This is a genomic window from Solirubrobacter soli DSM 22325 (assembly GCF_000423665.1).
Classification (GTDB): Bacteria; Actinomycetota; Thermoleophilia; order Solirubrobacterales; family Solirubrobacteraceae; genus Solirubrobacter; species Solirubrobacter soli.
Genome location: NZ_AUIK01000016.1, coordinates 1 through 16,933 on the forward strand (window position 1 = coordinate 1; position 16,933 = coordinate 16,933).

The following is a 16,933-nucleotide window of genomic DNA, read 5'->3' on the forward strand; positions in this document are numbered from 1 at the left end:
GCGCCCGCGGCGCCGCGCGGTTCGTCGGGCGCGCCCGCGCCGGCAGCGCCGCGTGACCCGTCCGCGCTCTCGCCGGGCCCGCGGCGCGGTTCGTCCGGCGCGCCCGCGCCGGCGGCCCCGCGCGGTTCGTCCGGCGCGCCCTCGCGGGCCCCACGCCGCGGGTCGTCCGGTGCGCCCACGCCCGCGGCGCCGCACGGCTCGTCCGGCGTGCCCGCGCCGGCGGCCCCGCGCGGCTCGGCCGCCCCGCGCGACCTCCCCGCCACCATCACCTCGGCGGCCGTCCTCGGGAGAGCGGGGGAGGTGGAGCCGGTCGCGGCGGCGCTCGCGCTCGCGCTGCGGCGGGAGACGCGGGCGAAGGCGGCGGCGGTGGCGCTCGTCGGCGCCGAGCCGCCGGTCGTCGAGGGCGCGAGCTCGGCTCCCGCGGCTCGCAGGCTGGCTGCGCGGCTCGAGGCGCACGGGCACGAGCCGCAGGTGCGCGGGCGGATCGCGTGGGTCGCGCTCGAGGCGGCTGACGCGCAGTTCGCGGCGGTCGTGCGTCAGGTGACCGTGATCGGCGCGCCCGCGGTGCTGGCCGTCGCCGCTGCGCGGACCACCGCGGTCGACGAGGCGCTCAATGAGCAGGACCTGCTGATCCTCATCACGACCGACCCGGAGGGCGCGCTCGCGCAACTGGCCGTCGCAGGCCTCACGGACGTCCCGATCCTCGCCGCCCGGCCGTTGCGCCGCGGCCCGGCGCGCTCGCTCGCGCGCGCCGGAGTCCGCGCAGCGCGGCCGATCCGCCAGCTCCTCACGCCGGAGGTTGCCCGATGACCCAACGCCACAACGACTCGCGCGGTCAGGCGGCGATCCTCGTCATCGGGGGCCTCGCGGGCCTGCTGATCGCGACGGTGATCATCGGCGCGGTCGCCCGCGCGGTGGGGAAGGAGGCGGCGGCGCAGCGGGCGGCCGACCTCGCCGCGGTCGCAGCCGCGCGGGTCATGCACGACAACTACGGCCGCCTGTTCGAGCCGGCGTTCATCCGCCGGCGCCCGAACCCGAACCACCTCGAGAAGGCGGAGTACCTCGAACTCGGCCGCACCGCTGCCGGGAACGTCGCCGAAGCCAACGGCGCCGCCCACACGACGGTCAGCTTCCCCGACGAGGCCACGATCGCCCCGGTGCGCGTGCGGGTGGCGATCCGCGCCAGGCTGCACAAGAGCACGAGCGTCGACGTGATCGCCGAGGCCGAGCTCGGCCCCGCCGACGAGCTCACGTTCGACAACGGCGGCGGCTACGACGGCCCGCTCGCGACCCGCCAGGGCGAGCGGATGCGCCCGGACGTCGCGCTCGCGTTCGACCGCATGGACGCCGCGGCGCGAAGAGACGGCATCACCCTCGTGATCAACAGCGGCTACCGCTCGGACGCCGAGCAGGCCGTCCTGTGGGCCCGCAACCCCGATCCGAAGATGGTCGCCCGTCCCGGGCAGTCCCTGCACCGCAACGGCACGGAGCTCGACCTCGGCCCACCGTCCGCGTACGCCTGGCTCGCCGCCAACGCGCCGCGCTTCCACTTCCTGAAGCGATACGAGTGGGAGCCATGGCACTTCGGATTCACGCTGAATCCGGGATCGAGCCCGAAAGGCCAGGCCGACGGTAGAGCCGATGTCTCGCACGGCGCCGTCCCGGGCTTCGTTCCCGCCGAGTACGCGCCGATGCTGCGCAGCGCGGCGATCCGGTGGAACGTCTCGGCGAAGCTGCTCGCCGCGCAGATCTACGCCGAGTCGACGTTCAACCCGTTCGCGGTCTCGAAGGCGGGGGCGCAGGGCATCGCGCAGTTCATGCCCGAGACCGCGCGCGGGATGGGGCTCGATGACCCGTTCGATCCGGAGCAGGCGATCGACGCCCAGGCACACCTGATGCGCGATCTCCTCAGGCAGTTCGGCTCGGTGCCGCTCGCGCTCGCCGCCTACAACGCGGGCCCCGCACCGGTCCAACGCTGCGGGTGCGTGCCGAACAACGGCGAGTCGCCGGGCTACGTCGCCCGCATCCTCGGGCTGATGGGCGGCGCCGGCGTCCCGATCGCCACCGGCAACTACCTGGAGGTGCGCCTTGTCAAGTGAACGCCATCGCCGACGCGATCACGCCCGCGAGGCGGCGGCCCGCCTCGCCCAGGTCGTCCTCGTTCAGGCTCGAGTACGACAGCCGCATCTCGCTGCGTCCCTGGTCGCCCACGTAGAACGCGCTGCCCGGCACGTACGCGACCTGTGCGGCGGTCGCCGCGGCGCGCAGCTCGAGCACGTCCAACCCGTCCGGCACGGACAGCCACGTGAACATCCCGCCGGTCGGCCGGCTCCACTCGACGCCCTCCGGCATCGAAGAAGACAGCGCGGCCGACAGCGCCGCCCAGTGCGAGGAATACAACGCCTGCGCCCGTGCGACACCCGCGTCGAAGTGGCCCGCGCGGCCGTATTCCTCGACCATGCGCTGCCCGAGCGCGCCCGCGCACTGATCCGTGTTCTGCTTGGCGTCGGCGAGCGGAGCGACGAGCGCGGCGGGCCCGAGCGCCCACCCCATCCGGAACCCGGGCGAGAAGACCTTGGAGAACGTCCCCGCCTGCAACACGACATCGGGGCCGAGCGACCACAGCGTGGGCAGGGAGGAGCCGTCGAAGGAGAGCTCGCGGTAGGCGACGTCCTCGAAGATCAGGACCCCGTAGCGGCGACACACGTCCACCAGCGCCGACCGGCGAGCCAAGGAGAGCGTCCGCCCCGACGGGTTCTGGTACTCGGGGATCACGTAGACGAACTTCGGCCGGTAGCCGCCCGCGAAGCGCGCTTCGAGCTCGTCGACGAGCATCCCCTCCTCGTCCATTCCGATCCCGGTCAGCACCGCCTCGTAGCCGGTGAAAGCGAGGATCGCGCCGAGATAGGTCGGCGCCTCGATCGCGACGCCGTCGCCCGGCTCGAGCATGGTCCGGCACAGGAGGTCGATGCACTCCATCCCGCCCGAGGTGACGATCAGCTCGTCCTCGGCGGGAGCGACGCCCTGCGTCGAGGCGACCCGCGAGCGCAGGTACTCACGCGTCGACGGCAGCCCCGCCGAAGGCCCGTACTGGAGCGCGACGCCGGGGTCGGAGGCGATCACGCGCGCGGCGATCTCCCCGAGCACCTCGGTCTGGAACGTCGCGACGTTCGGGAACCCGCCGGTCATCGCCAGCACGCCGGGCCCGGGCCCGGAGAGGATCGCGGCGAGCTCCGCGCCGCCGCGGTTGCGGGCCCGTTCAGCGAAGCGCGAAGTCCAGTCCATGACACACATCTTGAACCGTCGCGGCCGTGCTTCCAGGCGCCAGATCGTCAGATTTCACCCCTCAGCGGCCGGATTTCACCCCCAGGAGTGATGGATCCCGTCACAAATCCAGGCGATGATGCAACTACAAGGAAGAGGCTGACCACCTCTCCTCGCTTGGCCCCCGGGCAGTTCCCTCCTCCTCGACACCCGCCGGCCGGAGCACCTGTAGGGCCGCCGCGTCTGACCAGCGCGGCGGCCCTCTCTTTCCCTGAGGACCATGCGCGCCCTGCTCACCCTCCTGACCGCGACCGCCGCCCTCGGCCTGGCGGACAGCGCGGGAGCGGCCACGGTGGCGAAGGTGATCGACGGCGACACCGTCGCGCTCAAGGACGGCCGCAAGGTCGACCTGCTGGGCGTCACGGTCCCCTCCTGTTACGCGAGCCAGGCGCGCGCGAAGCTTCGGCAACTGCTGCCCGCGAGGGCCAAGGTGCGCGTGCAGAGCGACCCCGGGCATCCCGGCCGCTACGTGTTCCGCGGCAGGACGCTCGTCAACGCGGAACTGATCCGCGCGGGCGCGGCCCAGGCGGCCGCCACCGATCTCAAGCAGGCCGCGAAGCTCACGGCCGCCGAGACCGCGGCGAAGTCCGCCGCGCGCGGCCTCTGGACGACGTGCGCGCCGGCGCCCACGCCCACGCCCACGCCGACCCCGGCGCCGCCGGCACCCGATCCGAAGCAGCGCGCACTCGCGGACCTCCGCGGCCGCGACTTCATTCACATCACGACGACGACCTTCAGCTCCTCGGAGAGCCACCTGAACCTGTGCTCGGACGGCTCGTACGTGGAGGACGTCTCGACCTACAGCGACTTCGGCGGCAGCACGTCAGGCCGCTATACGGGCCGCTGGGAGGTCGTGAGCGCGACCTACGACGCCACCGGCGCTCGCGCGACCGTGCGCCGCGACAACGACGACGGGACCACCGGCTGGGTCGAGTTCACGGCCACGGCCACCCAGGTCACGGTCAACGGCAATGTCGTGAGCGTGCAGCCGAGCAGCACCTGCACCTGACCACGCCGACCCGCGGCGCGGGTGGCGGAGCGGTGAGGCGCGGCGGAGCGCTGAGACACATCCACGGCCGGGCGTTTTCATTTCGGCCACACCTTCCCTAGCGTCCATTGCTGCCGGCTCGGCAGTCAGGAGGGGACTTGACACGAGGGGGGAAGGGTTCAGTGCAACACGGCCGATGGAGGCTCGCCGCGAGCCTTGCGTGCGTCGCGGCGTTCGCCGCGCCAGCCGCCGCGGAGGCGAAGACGACGCTGGTGGAGGTGCATTCGACCTCGCACGCGGTGCTCAACCAGTTGGAGTCGCTGGGGCTCGACGTCACGTACGAGGGCGACAAGCGGACCGAGCTGATGTTGCACGGCCCGGAGGACGTGCAGATCCTCAAGGACACGGGGCTCGCGTACGACGTGCTGATGGAGGACATGGACGGCGCGAACGACGCGCGGTTGAAGTCCGAGGAGGACCACCAGACGCGGGTGGACAAGGGCATCGCGCCGCTGTCGACGCTGCCCACGGGCCGCGTCGCCTATCGCGATCTGGCGACGATCAACGCGGAGCTGCAGCAGCTCGCGACCACGTACCCGGACAAGGTCAAGCTCTTCACGCTCAACAAGACGTCGCTGCTGGGCAAGACGATCTACGGCGTCGAGGTGTCCACGAACGTCGCGCAGAACGTGGGCAAGCCGACGTTCCTGCTCACCGGCGCCCACCACGCGCGCGAGTGGCCGACGGCCGAGTTCACGATGGAGTTCATCTGGGACCTGCTGCTCAACTACGGAAATGACGTCGACGCGAAGACGCTGCTCGACACCGGCAAGTTGATCGCGGTCCCGGTCGTCAACGTCGACGGCTACGACCTCAGCCGCAGCCTGCAGAACGAGCAGAAGCGCAAGAACTGCCGGATCACCTCCGGCGTGATCCCGACGCTGGCCGACTGCACGGCGTCCGCGAACGTCAACCGCGGCATCGATCTCAACCGCAACTACCTCCCGTTCTGGGGCGGGCCGGGCTCGAGCACCAGCGCGACCGCGTCCAACACGCGCGGTGAGGCGCCGGCGTCGGAGCCCGAGATCCAGGGCATGATCGACCTCCTCAACCGCAACCCGGCGACGGTGGCGATCAACAACCACACGCCCGACCAGCGTCTGCTGCGCGCGCCGTCGAGCTCGAACGAGCCGGACGTCCTGGCCGACCAGACCGCCTACCAGGGCCTGCTCGACCGGCTCTCCAAGAACCTCCCGGGCTGGCCCGCCGGCCCGTGGACCGACGTCTACTACGAGGCGTCCTCCACCGCCGAGCAGCAGGCCTACTACGCGTACGGGGCGTTCGGCTTCACGCCCGAGGCGACGCCCGGCTTCAGCGGCAATCAGACGTTCCACCCGCCGTACCAGAACGTGATCGACAACTACCTGGGCACGGGCACCCGCTACGCGGGCCAGACGATGCGCGGCCTCTACTACGACGCGTTCAAGGCCGCGACCGAGCCGAACCTCCACAGCGTCATCGCCGGCACGGCGCCGGCGGGGGCGAAGCTCACGCTCACCAAGACGTACAGCCTCGACAGCTCGCTGACGGTCTTCACCACGGGCCAGCCGGCGGAGGTCCGCGCGTTCCCGAACGGGATCAACGCGTCGATCATCGTTCCGGCCACGGGCAAGTTCGAGTGGCACGTCAACCCGTCGCTGCGGCCGAGCCAGTACACGGACCAGTTCGTCGACGAGTCCTACACGCTGACCTGCACCGCGCCGGACGGGACGGTGCTCGAGACGACCACGGTCAAGATCGCCCGCGGCCAGCTCGTCAACCGCAGCCTGTGCACGCAGGGCGGCGTCGGCGGCAGCGTCCCGAGCACGCTCGCGCTGACGCTCGGCGCACCCGCGAGCTTCGGCGCCTTCACGCCCGGCATCGCCAAGGAGTACGACGCGGGCGCGACGGCGACGACGACCAGCACCGCGGGCAACGCGCTGCTGACGGTCGCCGACCCGGACGGCACCAACACGGGCAAGCTCGTCAATGGCGCGTTCGCGCTCGCCACGACGCTGCGCGCGGCGGCCACGAGCCCCGCCGGCACGGGCGCGCCGCTCGCCCCGGTGGGCGGCTCGGCCAGCCCGACCTCCCTGCTGACCTACACCGGCCCGGTCAGCAACGACCCGGTTGCCGTGGCCTTCAAGCAGGCCATCGGCGCCAACGATGCCCTGCGGACAGGGACGTACAGCAAGACGCTGACGTTCACGCTCTCCACCACGAACCCGTAGGGAGCACGTCCGCACCGATCACCCGCCGGCTCTCATGTCGGCGGGTGATCGGTCAGGCACGCGACCAACGGGGAGGAAAGGAGAGCGCGACCCCCGGCTACGCTGACCTTGGTCACTTGTCCGAGTCCTTGATGTCATCGCCGCGCCGACTGCTCCTGCTCGGCGTAGTCGTCGCTGCCGGCGCGCTCTTCTACTCGGTGCTCGAGCGCCGGGACAGCGCGCCGCGCGCCGCCACGGGCGGGAACTTCGGGCTGTGCTCGAAGCAGAGGGGTGACACCGCGCGCAACTGCTACCAGCGCGAGGTCGGGCGCGAGCTCGCGGTGGTCGGCTCGGCGGCGATCACGTTGGTCGCGCCGTCGGACTCCTCCGGCCAGGTGACGTTCACCTCCGCGGACGCCGAGGCCGCGCAGCAGCAGCCGCTGCTCTGCGACCTGCACACCCGCGTCGGCGTCACCGATCAGCAGGTTCCGTCGTGGCTCGGCTGGACGGAGCCGCTGGCGGAGGCGGCCCCCGTCTCATGAACCGCAAGACGCTGCTGGCCGGGCTGGGCACGGTCGTCGTGCTCGTCGCGGTCGGCCTCGCCGTCATCCTGGCGACCGGCGGCGGCTCCGGTGACGCGAACCCGCGCGCCGCCGAGCGCACCGCCGCGTCGGCCGAGGCCGAGCAGGCCACCGGCGACCTGAACACCTGCGCCGGTCTGATCCAGGACGAGGGCCGCGCGTGCTACTCCCGCGAGCTGGCGAAGATCGTCAACGACGCCGCGGACCCGCTCGCGGCCGTCGAGGGGATCACCGCCGCGGCCTACGCCGACAAGTCCGGCTTCCTGCTCGCCAACTGCCACGGGATCATGCACACGGTCGCTCGCGAGTACGCGCTGCGCACCCACCTGACGCTCGCGAAGCTGATGGACAACCTGCCCGCGACGAACGACCCGGGCTGCTCGGCCGGCTACGCCCACGGCCTGGTCACCGCGGTCGCGCCGCAGATCGAGCAGGCCGGCCCGAAGGTCGCGCTCACCTTGTGCGAGAAGGCCGCGACGCGCTACCAGCGCTACTCGTGCGTGCATGGCTTCGGGCACGCGTTCATGCGGCTCAACAACGACAACATCGCGCCCGCGCTGCAGATGTGCGAGCAGCTCGGCTCAGGCGCGGCGCCGGATTGCTCGCAGGGCGTCTACCACGACTACTGGTTCGCCGTGAACGGCCTCGACGCGACCAGCAAGCCGAAAGAGGTGACCAAGGACCCGCGCGAGCTGTGCGGCGCGCAGCCCACGCAGTTCGTGCGCACGTGCTGGTACCGGGCGTTCGTCGAGACCCAGCAGGGCCGGCGCGTCCAGCAGCCCGCTGACTTCGAGGATCTCTGCGGCGGACTCGAGGGCCTCCAGCGCCAGGCGTGCGTGACCGGCGCGAGCGTGATCGGCCCGCCCGACCCGCGCAACCAGCTGATCGTCTGCAACGCGCTCGAGGCCGACACGGACATCGCCGCCTGCATCCGCGGCACCAAGGTCCAGAACCTCCTGCAGTTCCCGGACAGCATGAAGGTCGACCTGATCAAGGACTGCAAGATCTTCAAGGGCTCGATGGCGGAGACGTGCTACCGCTGGCTGGGCAAGACGCTCGGCGTGGTCAGCGACGGCAAGCTGCTCGAGTACGGGTGTCCCGAGCTCCCGAAGGGCGCCGCGCGCAAGGCCTGCGCGGCGGGCGTGAAGAGCATGAACGGCCCGCTGGTGACATTCAGTTAAAGGCGATGCAGCCCCTCCGCCCCACCCCGATCATCCGACCTTAACGCGCCACATCCGGGCGCGGCGGCGTGGGCGACCGTCGGCGCGCCGAGCCGCGCGGCCGCGGTATCTGACCTGTCCCGGCGGCGCTCCATGCTGGAGTGTCCGTCATCCGGCTCACGCGCGACGCGCTCGCGACGCGCGACCTCCGCAGGCTCCAACTCGCCTCCCTCGCCGCGGGCGTCGGCGGGTGGGCGTTCATGGTCGCGCTCGCCGTCCACGCCTATGCGGTCGGCGGCGCCGCCGCGGTCGGCCTCGCCGCGCTCGTGCGGATGGCGCCCGCCGGCCTCGCGGCGCCGCTGACGGGCCTCGCGGCCGACCGCTTCCCGCGCCGCGACGTCCTGCTCGCGGCGACCGCCGTCCGCGCCGTGCTGCTGTGCGCCGCGGCGCTCGCGGTGGCCGCGGACGCCCCGTTCGCGCTTCTCCTCGTGCTCGCGACGCTGTTCACGGTCGCCGCGACCGCCCACAAGCCCGCCCAGGCCGCCCTGCTCCCGCACCTGACGCCGAGCCCGACCCGCCAGGCCGCGGCCAACGCCCTCTGGACCGCGATCGACAACGGCGCCTTCGTCGCGGGAGCGATCGCGGGCGGCGTCCTCGTGGCCGCGCTGGGCACGGCCCCGGCGTTCGCGGCCGCGGCGCTGGCGTTCGCGCTGGCGACGCTCGCGCTCGCACGGGTGGGAACGCGCGGCGAGGCGCGGGTGGGCGCGGGCGGCGAGGCGGTGCCGGGCGGCGCGCGGCCGGCGGCGAGCGGCGAGGTGCGCGTTGGCGCGGACGGCGAGGCCGTGCGTGGCGGCGCGCGCGGCGAGGCGCGGGTGGGCGCGGGCGGCGAGGCGGTGCGGGGCGGCGCGCGGCCGGCGGCGAGCGGCGAGCCCGCGCGGCGCGGGGCGGTCGCGCGGGGCGTGGCGGGGGCCGCCGTCGCCGGGGCGCTCGGCGGCGTGCGGATCGTCGCCCGCGACCGGCGGTTGCGGCTGCTCGTCGGCGTGCTCTCGGCGTCCACGTTCGTCGAGGGGATGGTCGACGTGCTCGTGGTCGTCACCGCGCTCGAGCTCGTCGGGCTCGGGGACGCGGGGGTCGGGTGGTTGAACGCGGCGTGGGGGATCGGTGGGCTCGTCGGGGGCGCCGCGACGATGAAGCTGATCGCGCACCAGCAGCTGCGCCTCGCCCTGCCCGCGGGTGGTCTCCTGATCGGCGCGCCGCTGCTCGCGCTGGCGGCGCTGCGGTACACGGCGATCGCGCTCGTCGCGTTCACGATCCTCGGCGTCGGCTACGCGCTCACGGAGTCGTCGGGCATCACGCTGCTCCAGCGCCTCGCCCACGACCGCGTCCGGGCGCGGGCGTTCGGGGTCGTGGAGAGCTCCTACTGGCTGACGACCGGGGCGGGAGCGATGGTCGCGCCCGCGATCGTGGCGCTGGCGGGTCCGCGGGCGGCGCTCGCGCTCGTCGGCTCGGCGCTGCCGCTCATCGTCCTGACCCGCTACGCGGCGCTCAGCCGACTGGCGCCGGTCGCCACTGCCGCACGTCCGGCAGCGGTGTCAGGACCGGCTCGACCTGAGCGCGGACATGCTCGAAGTCCGGCGGGAGCGCCAGGTGCTCTCCCAGCGACTCAGCCGGCTCGTCCGTCGTGAAGCCGGGGCCGAGGGTGGCGAGCTCGTACAGCACGCCGCCCGGCTCGCGGAAGTAGACCGAGCGGAAGTAGAAGCGGTCGATCACGGGGGTGATGGAGCGGCCGGCCTCGACGATCCGCTCGCGCCACGCGACGTGCTCGTCCATCTGCGCCGCCCAGGCGATGTGGTGGACGGTGCCCGCGCCGCCCACGCCGCGGCCGGCGCCGTCCGACAGATGGATCAGCGAACCGCGCCGCGCGCCGCGCACCTCGAACGTCGAGCCCTCGCCGACCGCGCCCATGACGGACGTCAGAAGCGCCGCCGACCGCCCGACGTTCGGCACCTGCGCGTACACGGCGTGGAAGCCCTGCAGGGCGTGCTCGTCAGGGATCTCGGTGGAGCGGGCGCGCAGCGGCTCGTCGGGGACGTCGACCTCGACCAGCTCGTGCTCCAGCCCTTCGGGATCGCTGAACCGCAGGGCGCCGTCGACCGATTCGACGGCGACCCCCTCGCTCCCGAGCCGGTCGGCCCAGAACTCGACCGACGCGACCCGGTGGGCGATGCGGCACACCATCCCCGCGCCCGCCTTGCCCGGCCGTGCGTTCGGATACTCGAAGAACGTCAGGTCCGAGCCCGCCGAGCCGTGCTCGTCGGCGTAGAACAGGTGGTAGACGGTCGGGTCGTCCTGGTTGACGGTCCGCTTGACCAGCCGCAGGCCGAGCACCCGCACGTAGAAGTCCACGTTGCGGGGCGCGTCGCCGGTGATGGCGGTGATGTGGTGGAGGCCTTCGAGCTTCACAGGGCGTTGCGGACGGCTTCTACAGCACGTTCTATCCCATCCGCGTCCACATCCAAATGGGTGACGGCTCTGATCTGACGCTGACCGACTACCCCCATCCGCACACCGTCACGCTCGATCCGTTCACAGACCCCATCGGGATCGTCGACTTCGAAGATCACGATGTTGGTCTCGACCTCGTCCGGGTCCAGCGTCACGCCCTCCACGTCGGCGAGGCCACGGGCCAACGCCGCCGCGTTCTCGTGGTCGACCGCGAGCCGCTCGACGTTGTGGTCGAGCGCGTAGAGCGCGCCCGCGGCGACGATCCCCGCCTGCCGCATCGCCCCGCCGAGCATCTGCTTGTAGCGCCAGGCCTCCTCGATCAGGTCGCCCGAGCCGGCGAGGCACGCCCCCAGCGGCGCGCCCAGCCCCTTCGTGAAGTCCAGCCACGCGGTGTCGAACCCGCGGGTCATCTCGGCGGCCGGCACGCCTGAGGCGACGACCGCGTTCATCAGCCGCGCCCCGTCCATGTGCAGCCGCAGCGAGAACTCCTTGCCGGCCTCGACGACATCGCGCAGCAGCTCCAGCGGCCACACCCGCCCACCGGCCATGTTCGTCGTCTGCTCGACGCTGACCAGCCGCGACCGCGGGGAGTAGCGGTCGGGGTAGCGGATCGCGCCCCGCACGTCATCGCCGGAGAACATGCCGCGAGGCGTGTCCAGCGGCTGCATCATCGCGCCGGCGAACGCGGCGGGCCCGCCGGCCTCGGCGATGATCGGGTGCGCGGTCCGGTGCAGGATCGCCTCGTCGCCGCCCGGCCGGATGTGCAGCCGGAACGCGATCTCGTTGCACATCGTCCCGGAGGGGAGGAAGACGGCCGCCTCGAAGCCCAGCAGCGAAGCGACCCGCGAGCACAGCGCGGTGACCTGCGGGTCCTCGAAGCGCTGCTCGTCGCCCACCTCGGCCTCCGCCATCGCGCGACGCATGGCGGAGGACGGGCGGGTCTGCGTGTCTGAGTAGAGGTTTACGAACATAAAGGGGTCAGGCCCCTTTAAGTTCTACTTCAGACGGTGCTTCGCGAACTTCGCGAACTGTGTGAACGCCGGGCGCGGGGAACCGTCGGGGTTCACGAGGCCGGAGTCGAACGTGCCGTCGGGCTCGCCCCACCAGCGGTAGACGTAGATCCGCGTGACCTTGGACTTGTAGCCGCGGCGGGTCGAGTCGTACTTGTCGGCGAGCTGGAACATGTACTTCGTCGCCGACGCGGCGCGCGAGGGCGACGTCTTGAAGCCCGAGGTCAGGAACGTCGTGATGCCGCCCGTCTCGGTGAGCCAGACCTGGCCCGGGACGGTCTTCAAGACGTTCGTCAGACCCTTGGACTGGTGCCGGTTGACGTCCTTGTAGTTGTGCAGGCCCCAGATCCGGGCCTTGTTGTGCGAGTAGCGGATGAAGCTCTTCAGCCACGTCTTGACGTTGCTCTGGTCGAGCACGTCGGCGCCGAGGATCGTGCAGCCCTTGCAGTTCGCGCGCAGGGCCGCGTAGTAGTCGGCGGCGCGCTTCGGGTTCTTGGAGGTCGGCTGGGAGAGGTGGTTGGCCTCGTTCCAGGGCGCGTAGGTCTTCACCCACGGGAACGCGGTCTTGAACTTCTTGAAGGCCGTCGTGTAGGCCGCCTTGGAAGGAGCGCGGCATGCGCTCGACTTCGAGTACTTGCCGCCGGAGTAGCAGCCACGGCGCGCCGTGAACATCACGAGCACCTCCTGCTTGTGCGCCCGGGCGGCGTTCATGAAGCCCGTGACCTCGGCGGTCCCGTCCCCCTTGTAGAAGTCCCACGGGACGATGTAGCGGACACGCTTGAGCTTGAGGCCCTGCCACAGCGGCTGGTCGAAGGTAGCTGCGCTCTGCTCGGAGAGCCCGACCCGGTAGTTCGCCGAGGCGGGAGCACACAGGACGAGGGCCGCGATCGCGGCCAACAGCAACGTCATTGTCTTTCGGTGCATTCCTCTCGGAACCACTGACCCGGACGTGAGTTGCGCTCCGGTGCGAGTTCTAACCTCGTACTGACCCGCCATGGCGATCGACGCACCCCCCGCAGAGCAGCGCCTCCAACGACTCCGGGAACAGCGTCGCGCGCTCCCGGATCAGCCTGGCGTCTACCTGTTCCGCGACGCCCGGGGGCGGGTCGTCTACGTGGGCAAGGCGAAGTCGCTCAAGAAGCGCATCGCCAGTCACTTCTCCAACCCGACGGTCTACGGGACGACCGCGCTGACGGAGGAGATCGACCACATCGAGTACCTCGTCGTGGTCACCGAGTCCGAGGCGCTGCTGACCGAGCAGAACTTCATCAAGCAGTACAAGCCGAAGTTCAACATCCGGCTGCGCGACGACAAGTCGTACCCCTACATCGCCATCAGCCTCGACGAGGACTTCCCACGCGTCTACTTCACGCGGGAGAAGCACAAGCGGGGACGCGCCTACTTCGGCCCCTATAGCTCCGCCAAACGTGTCCGCGGCACGCTCGACCTGTTGGGCAAGATCTTCCTGTTCCGCTCGTGCGAGGGCCCGGAGCCGGGCCGCCACTCGGGCTCGCCCTGCCTGGACTACTTCATCAAGCGCTGCGGAGCGCCGTGCGTGGGCTACGTCAGCAAGGAGGAGTACCGCGAGGGGATCGACGGCGTCGTGTCGTTCCTCTCCGGTCGCTTCAAGCAGATCGAGCGCGACCTCGAGCGCAGGATGTACTTCTCGGCCGGCGAGCGCGACTACGAGCAGGCGACGGTCGAGCGCAACCGCCTCCAGGCCGTCAAATCGCTGCTCGAGCGCCAGCGGGTCGCCGAAGGCGGTTCCGGGACCTACGACGCGGTCGCCGTGGCCGTGGAGGGCACCGAGGCCAACGCGCAGGTCTTCCAGGTGCGCGACGGCGTCCTCAGCGACCGCCAGTCGTTCTACCTGGAGAACCAGGCTGAGCAGGACCCCGCGATCGTCGCCGAGGAGTTCATGCTCCAGTACTACGCGAGCGCGCTCTCGATCCCGCCGCTGATCGTCGTCCAGGGCACGATGGCCGAGGGCTCGGCGCTCGACGTGCTCGGCGCGCTGCTGGCCGAGCGGCGCGACGGCGCGGTCGAGATCCGCGCCTCCGAGCGCGGCGGCAAGCGCCGCATCCTCGACCTCGCGGAACGCAACGCGCGGCTCGCGCTCGACCAGGAGAAGCTCAAGTCCGAGCGCCGGCGTCAGCAGCGGGTGGACGCGCTGAGCGGCCTCCAGAGCGCGCTCGGCCTCGACGCGCTGCCGGTGCGGATCGAGTGCTTCGACATCTCCCACGTCGGCGGCACGCACACCGTCGCGTCGATGGTGGTCTTCGAGGGCGGGGCGCCGAAGAAGTCCGATTACAGGCGTTTCACCATCCGCGAGGTCGATACCGGCGATGATTTCGCGGCGATGGCGGAGGTCTTGACGCGCCGCTACGCGCAATTCGAGCGTCAGGCGGAGCGCTCACCGTACGACTCCGAGCGCGATGCGTCGTTCGCCGCGCTGCCGAACCTGGTGATCATCGACGGCGGCAAGGGCCAGCTCGGCGCGGGCCTGAGCCCGCTGCAGGGCTTCCGCGACCGCGGCGTCGCCGTCGTCTCGCTGGCGAAGCGGATCGAGGAGGTCTTCCTCCCCGGCAACCCGACACCGGTCGTGATGGCGCACGACACGCCGGAGCTGCAGCTCGTCCAGCGCGTCCGCGACGAGGCGCACCGCTTCGCCATCACCCACCACCGGATCCGCCGCGACAAGGCGATGACGGAGTCGATCATGGACGAGCTGCCCGGCATCGGCCCGGCGCGCAAGCGCGCGCTGCTCAAGCACTTCGGCTCACCCGACGCGGTGCTGCAGGCGACGCGTGAGCAGCTGGAGAACGTGCCAGGGTTCCCGCAGAAGGTCGCGCGCGATCTCTTCAACCACCTCAACCGGACGGGGCGATAACCAGTGGGCAACGCGGTCCGCGACGCGGACACGAACGGCCGGGGCTCGAACCTCGAGGACCTCGTCGTCATCTCGGGACTCAGCGGCGCCGGGAAGTCCAGCGCGATGAACGTCTTCGAGGACGCGGGGTACTTCTGCGTCGACAACCTGCCGGCGGAGATGATCCGCTCGCTGTCGGAGCTGTTCATGCACGAGGGCTCGAAGGTCGAGCTCGCGGCGGTCGTGTGCGACTCGCGCGGCGGCGAGTACCTGGCGGCGCTGGCGGGCGTGATCGACCAGCTGGCGTCCGTCGGCGTCGTCCACCGCGTCGTCTTCCTCACCGCCGACGAGGAGGCGCTCGTCAACCGCTACAAGGAGACCCGCCGACGGCATCCGCTCTCGCCCCACGGCAGCGTGCTCGACGGCATCCGCGCCGAGCAGGAGCTGCTGGCGCCCGTGCGCCAGCGGGCGGACATCGTGATCGACACGTCAGGCCTCTCAGCGGCCGCGCTGCGCCGCAAGGTCGCCGACGAGCTGCTCGAGCCCGCGCAGCCCGGCAAGCTCGCGGTCACGTTCACGTCGTTCGGCCACAAGCACGGGCCGCCGCGCGACGCCGACCTCGCCTTCGACGTCCGCTTCCTGCCGAACCCGCACTACGACCCCGATCTGCGCCCGCTGACCGGGTTCGACCAGCGGATCGTCGACTACGTCGGCCGCGACGGGCGGCTCGAGGTCTTCTACTCGCACCTGATCCCGCTGCTGGAGTTCGTGCTCCCGCAGTACGTGGCCGAGGGCAAGGCGCACCTGATGGTCGCGATCGGCTGCACCGGCGGGCGGCATCGCAGCGTCGCCATCACCGAGCACCTGGCGAAGCTCTTCCGCAACCGCGACGAGTACTTCGTCGAGGTCGCGCACCGCGACGTCGACCGGCTGCCGATCAGGCGCTGACCCGCGTGATCGGGGGGAGCGCGTAGCTCCCGTCGAACACGGACGCCTGCGGCTGGTACATGCGCAGGATCGGGCGAAAGCGACCCGACGGCGCCGGGAGCCAGTTCGCCGGGTCCTCGGGCTCGTCGTGCTGGATCGTCAGCGTCAGCGACCCGTCCGCGCCGTAGCGCAGGCCGGGCGTGCGATCGCCGATCGAGTAGCGGCCGAGCGGGTTCTCGACGAGGTAGAAGTCCGGCAGCGAGTACATCGTCACCGACCAGAACGCGTCGACGGGCGGCTGGGTGTCGAACCGCAGCTCGTAGCGCCGGTCGCCTTCGAGCAACTCGCCCGCCGCGTCCTTGTAGGTCATCGAGTACGCGGCCTCGTACGCGTGGTTGCCCCACAGCCCGCCGCGCGCCGCGAGCGTCCGCACGAGATAGCGCGCCGGGCCGGCGATCTTCCACTCGGGGGCGTCGATCGCGCCGACCTCGAAGAAGTCGAGGTTGTAGTCGAACATGTGGTTGTTCACGTGCCAGCCGGTGTCGGCGTCACCGGCGTGCTCGAGCGCGGTCTCCATCTGCTCGCGGCCCGCGGCCAGGCCGGCGGCGAGCTCGGCGTCGGGCGCGGTGTACGGCGAGGTCTCGTCGAGCAGGCCGATCGCGGCGAAACGCTGCTGATACTCGATGTCGCGCGGCGCCGGCGGGAACGCTCGCATCCAGACGCGCAGCCGCTCGAGGAAGCGCAGCTCGTGCGGGACGTCTTCGGCCTGCGGCAGGCCGCGACCCGGCGCGGTGGGCGTGAGCGTCAGCCCGGACTGGAGCGCGCGCACGGCCGGGAGGTCGTCCTCGCCCGCGACCGCCCAGCGGCCGACGATCGAGGCGACCGTCGTCGGGCAGTGGATCACGGTCTCCTCCGCCTCGCCCGCCCAATCGGGCGCGACGAGCAGGTACGACCCCGCCTTGGTGCCGGTGGCGCGGTGCCCGACGTACGCGAAGTTGTTCGTCCAGGCGTCGACGAACTGCAGCACGTAGTAGCGGCCGTCGGCGTCCGGGACCTCGAGGCGGACCGGGCCGCCGCTGACGTCGACCTGCGCGATCGAGTAGATCGTGTCGTTGTTGATCGACACGAACGTGTCGTCCGGCCCGGCGAGCGCGCCGGCGTGCCCGAAGACGTTGAACGGGGTGGGGGGAACGCTGCCCATCCCGTTCTTCGTGAAGCGGTCGACCTCCTCCAGGTCGAAGACGAGCGGGAAGCCGTAGATGAACGCCTCGGCGGCGAGGTCGGTGCGCGTGCTCATCCCACCAGCCTGTTGCGCCACGG

12 protein-coding genes and 2 pseudogenes are annotated in these 16,933 nt (G+C 71.6%); 9 read left to right on the forward strand and 5 right to left on the reverse strand.

From position 1 onward, the window contains the following. Both G569_RS0112015 and G569_RS65930 read left to right on the forward strand, forming a co-directional pair. A pseudogene (locus G569_RS0112015) lies at positions 1-810 on the forward strand (hypothetical protein); the annotation flags it as partial. Next, the gene (locus G569_RS65930) at positions 807-2,099 is read left to right on the forward strand and encodes a transglycosylase SLT domain-containing protein (RefSeq protein WP_053226238.1); all 1,293 of its coding nucleotides are present in this window, start codon (positions 807-809) and stop codon (positions 2,097-2,099) included. The pseudogene G569_RS0112015 and the gene G569_RS65930, both read left to right, overlap by 4 nt. Here G569_RS65930 and G569_RS0112025 read toward each other — a convergent pair. Beyond that, positions 2,092-3,285 carry an aminotransferase-like domain-containing protein gene (locus tag G569_RS0112025; RefSeq protein WP_028063599.1) on the reverse strand — a complete coding sequence of 398 codons (1,194 nt, stop codon included), beginning with the start codon at positions 3,283-3,285 and terminating at the stop codon, positions 2,092-2,094. The two genes, G569_RS65930 and G569_RS0112025, sit on opposite strands and share 8 nt — an antisense overlap. 259 nt (positions 3,286-3,544) lie before the next feature. On the opposite strand from G569_RS0112025, the gene G569_RS0112030 reads away from it, so the two are divergent. The 5 genes and pseudogenes from G569_RS0112030 to G569_RS65245 form a co-directional block, all read left to right on the forward strand. Then, positions 3,545-4,333, forward strand: coding sequence for a thermonuclease family protein (locus G569_RS0112030; protein ID WP_028063600.1), 789 nt, complete (start codon positions 3,545-3,547; stop codon positions 4,331-4,333). A 161-nt stretch (positions 4,334-4,494) separates the two neighbouring features. Next, positions 4,495-6,582, forward strand: a complete 2,088-nt coding sequence (locus tag G569_RS47685; protein ID WP_157591979.1) for a M14 family zinc carboxypeptidase — start codon at positions 4,495-4,497, stop codon at positions 6,580-6,582. A 116-nt stretch (positions 6,583-6,698) separates the two neighbouring features. Next, the gene (locus tag G569_RS0112040; RefSeq protein ID WP_157591980.1) at positions 6,699-7,103 is read left to right on the forward strand and encodes a hypothetical protein; all 405 of its coding nucleotides are present in this window, start codon (positions 6,699-6,701) and stop codon (positions 7,101-7,103) included. Beyond that, the gene (locus G569_RS57785) at positions 7,100-8,323 is read left to right on the forward strand and encodes a hypothetical protein (RefSeq protein ID WP_053226240.1); all 1,224 of its coding nucleotides are present in this window, start codon (positions 7,100-7,102) and stop codon (positions 8,321-8,323) included. Before G569_RS0112040 ends, G569_RS57785 begins: the two co-directional genes overlap by 4 nt. Positions 8,324-8,463: 140 nt before the next feature. Beyond that, positions 8,464-9,696, forward strand: a pseudogene (locus G569_RS65245) (MFS transporter); the annotation flags it as partial. Between the two features lie 151 nt (positions 9,697-9,847). Here the strand turns inward: G569_RS65245 and G569_RS0112055 are convergent. The 3 genes from G569_RS0112055 to G569_RS0112065 are packed head-to-tail and all read right to left on the reverse strand — an operon-like array spanning position 9,848 to position 12,741. Further along, positions 9,848-10,765, reverse strand: coding sequence for a VOC family protein (locus tag G569_RS0112055; protein ID WP_028063603.1), 918 nt, complete (start codon positions 10,763-10,765; stop codon positions 9,848-9,850). Further along, positions 10,762-11,778 carry a threonine aldolase family protein gene (locus tag G569_RS47695; protein WP_037496216.1) on the reverse strand — a complete coding sequence of 339 codons (1,017 nt, stop codon included), beginning with the start codon at positions 11,776-11,778 and terminating at the stop codon, positions 10,762-10,764. Before G569_RS47695 ends, G569_RS0112055 begins: the two co-directional genes overlap by 4 nt. A gap of 24 nt (positions 11,779-11,802) precedes the next feature. Beyond that, entirely contained in the window at positions 11,803-12,741 is a 939-nt protein-coding gene (locus G569_RS0112065) for a glycosyl hydrolase (RefSeq protein WP_169542129.1), read from the reverse strand. A gap of 70 nt (positions 12,742-12,811) precedes the next feature. On the opposite strand from G569_RS0112065, the gene uvrC reads away from it, so the two are divergent. Together uvrC and rapZ are read left to right on the forward strand one after the other, a co-directional pair. Then, positions 12,812-14,707 carry an excinuclease ABC subunit UvrC gene (uvrC, locus tag G569_RS47700; RefSeq protein WP_053226241.1) on the forward strand — a complete coding sequence of 632 codons (1,896 nt, stop codon included), beginning with the start codon at positions 12,812-12,814 and terminating at the stop codon, positions 14,705-14,707. 3 nt (positions 14,708-14,710) lie between these two features. Further along, the gene (gene rapZ / locus G569_RS47705) at positions 14,711-15,634 is read left to right on the forward strand and encodes an RNase adapter RapZ (protein ID WP_053226242.1); all 924 of its coding nucleotides are present in this window, start codon (positions 14,711-14,713) and stop codon (positions 15,632-15,634) included. Here rapZ and G569_RS0112080 read toward each other — a convergent pair. After that, a complete protein-coding gene (locus G569_RS0112080; protein ID WP_028063605.1) occupies positions 15,624-16,910 on the reverse strand; it encodes a DUF1254 domain-containing protein in 1,287 nt (428 codons plus the stop codon). The two genes, rapZ and G569_RS0112080, sit on opposite strands and share 11 nt — an antisense overlap. Positions 16,911-16,933: the final 23 nt, after the last annotated feature.